Here is a 2,387-nt window from a genome sequence, read left to right as displayed (position 1 = left end):
CGACTTACATTCAGTGGCAAGCTTAACCGAATAGGGGAGGCGTAGGGAAACCGAGTCCGAATAGGGCGTTTTTAGTCGCTGGGTGTAGACCCGAAACCGAGTGATCTATCCATGGCCAGGATGAAGGTGCGGTAACACGCACTGGAGGTCCGAACCCACTAGTGTTGCAAAACTAGGGGATGAGCTGTGGATAGGGGTGAAAGGCTAAACAAACTCGGAGATAGCTGGTTCTCCCCGAAAACTATTTAGGTAGTGCCTCATGTATCACTTCCGGGGGTAAAGCACTGTTATGGCTAGGGGGTCATTGCGATTTACCAAACCATGGCAAACTCTGAATACCGGAAAGTGCAAGCATGGGAGACAGACGGTGGGTGCTAACGTCCATCGTCAAGAGGGAAACAACCCAGACCGCCAGCTAAGGTCCCAAATGATCAGTTAAGTGGTAAACGAGGTGGGAAGGCACAGACAGCCAGGATGTTGGCTTAGAAGCAGCCATCATTTAAAGAAAGCGTAATAGCTCACTGGTCGAGTCGTCCTGCGCGGAAGATGTAACGGGGCTCAAACTGATAACCGAAGCTGCGGATGGGCACAGTCAAATGTGTCCGTGGTAGGGGAGCGTTCTGTAGGTCTGTGAAGGTGGTGGTGTAAACCCTGCTGGAGATATCAGAAGTGCGAATGCTGACATGAGTAGCGATAAAGCGGGTGAAAAGCCCGCTCGCCGAAAGCCCAAGGTTTCCTACGCAACGTTCATCGGCGTAGGGTGAGTCGGCCCCTAAGGCGAGGCTGAAAAGCGTAGTCGATGGGAAACGGGTTAAAATTCCCGTACTTTTATGCAGTGCGATGTGGGGACGGAGAAGGTTAGGTTAGCGGCCTGTTGGAATAGGTCGTTTAAGCCGGTAGGCTGGTGCGGAAGGCAAATCCGCTGCACCTTAAGGCCGAGAGGTGATGACGAGGGTCTACGGACCTGAAGTAACTGATACCACGCTTCCAGGAAAAGCCACTAAGCTTCAGCTGCATAAGAACCGTACCGCAAACCGACACAGGTGGGCAGGATGAGAATTCTAAGGCGCTTGAGAGAACTCAGGAGAAGGAACTCGGCAAATTGATACCGTAACTTCGGGAGAAGGTATGCCTCTCTAGGTGAAGTTCCTGCGAATGGAGCTTGGAGAGGTCGCAGAGAATAGGTGGCTGCGACTGTTTATCAAAAACACAGCTCTGTGCCAACACGAAAGTGGACGTATACGGAGTGACGCCTGCCCGGTGCTGGAAGATTAAATGATGGGGTGCAAGCTCTTGACTGAAGTCCCAGTAAACGGCGGCCGTAACTATAACGGTCCTAAGGTAGCGAAATTCCTTGTCGGGTAAGTTCCGACCCGCACGAATGGCGTAACGATGGCCACACTGTCTCCTCCTGAGACTCAGCGAAGTTGAAATGTTTGTGAAGATGCAATCTACCCGCTGCTAGACGGAAAGACCCCGTGAACCTTTACTGTAGCTTTGCATTGGACTTTGAACAGACTTGTGTAGGATAGGTGGGAGGCTATGAAGCAGTCACGCTAGTGATTGTGGAGCCGTCCTTGAAATACCACCCTGGTGTGTTTGAGGTTCTAACCTTGGTCCGTGATCCGGATCGGGGACAGTGCATGGTAGGCAGTTTGACTGGGGCGGTCTCCTCCCAAAGTGTAACGGAGGAGTTCGAAGGTTACCTAGGTACGGTCGGAAATCGTGCTGATAGTGCAATGGCAAAAGGTAGCTTAACTGCGAGACCGACAAGTCGAGCAGGTGCGAAAGCAGGACATAGTGATCCGGTGGTTCTGAATGGAAGGGCCATCGCTCAACGGATAAAAGGTACTCCGGGGATAACAGGCTGATTCCGCCCAAGAGTTCACATCGACGGCGGAGTTTGGCACCTCGATGTCGGCTCATCACATCCTGGGGCTGTAGCCGGTCCCAAGGGTATGGCTGTTCGCCATTTAAAGTGGTACGTGAGCTGGGTTCAAAACGTCGTGAGACAGTTTGGTCCCTATCTGCAGTGGGCGTTGGAAGTTTGACGGGGGCTGCTCCTAGTACGAGAGGACCGGAGTGGACGAACCTCTGGTGTACCGGTTGTGACGCCAGTTGCATTGCCGGGTAGCTAAGTTCGGAAGAGATAACCGCTGAAAGCATCTAAGCGGGAAACTTGCCTGAAGATGAGACTTCCCTGGGCCCTTGAGGTCCCTGAAGAGTCGTTCGAGACCAGGACGTTGATAGGTCGGGTGTGGAAGCGCTGTGAGGCGTTAAGCTAACCGATACTAATTGCTCGTGAGGCTTGATCCTATCATTTGAGTGGCTTTGCCGAGAGGCGGAGCGAAGCGGAAACGCGATACGGAATACGAAATCTTCTACCG

1 rRNA gene is annotated in these 2,387 nt (G+C 52.7%); it reads left to right on the top strand.

What is annotated here, in order from left to right:
- Positions 1 to 2,316 (top strand): 23S ribosomal RNA (locus IE083_RS15475); the annotation flags it as partial.
- Positions 2,317 to 2,387 lie beyond the last annotated feature (71 nt).

The organism is Vogesella fluminis, from assembly GCF_014652335.1.
In the GTDB taxonomy this organism is placed as follows: Bacteria; Pseudomonadota; Gammaproteobacteria; order Burkholderiales; family Chromobacteriaceae; genus Vogesella; species Vogesella fluminis.
This window is presented reverse-complemented; position numbering and strand designations above follow the sequence as displayed.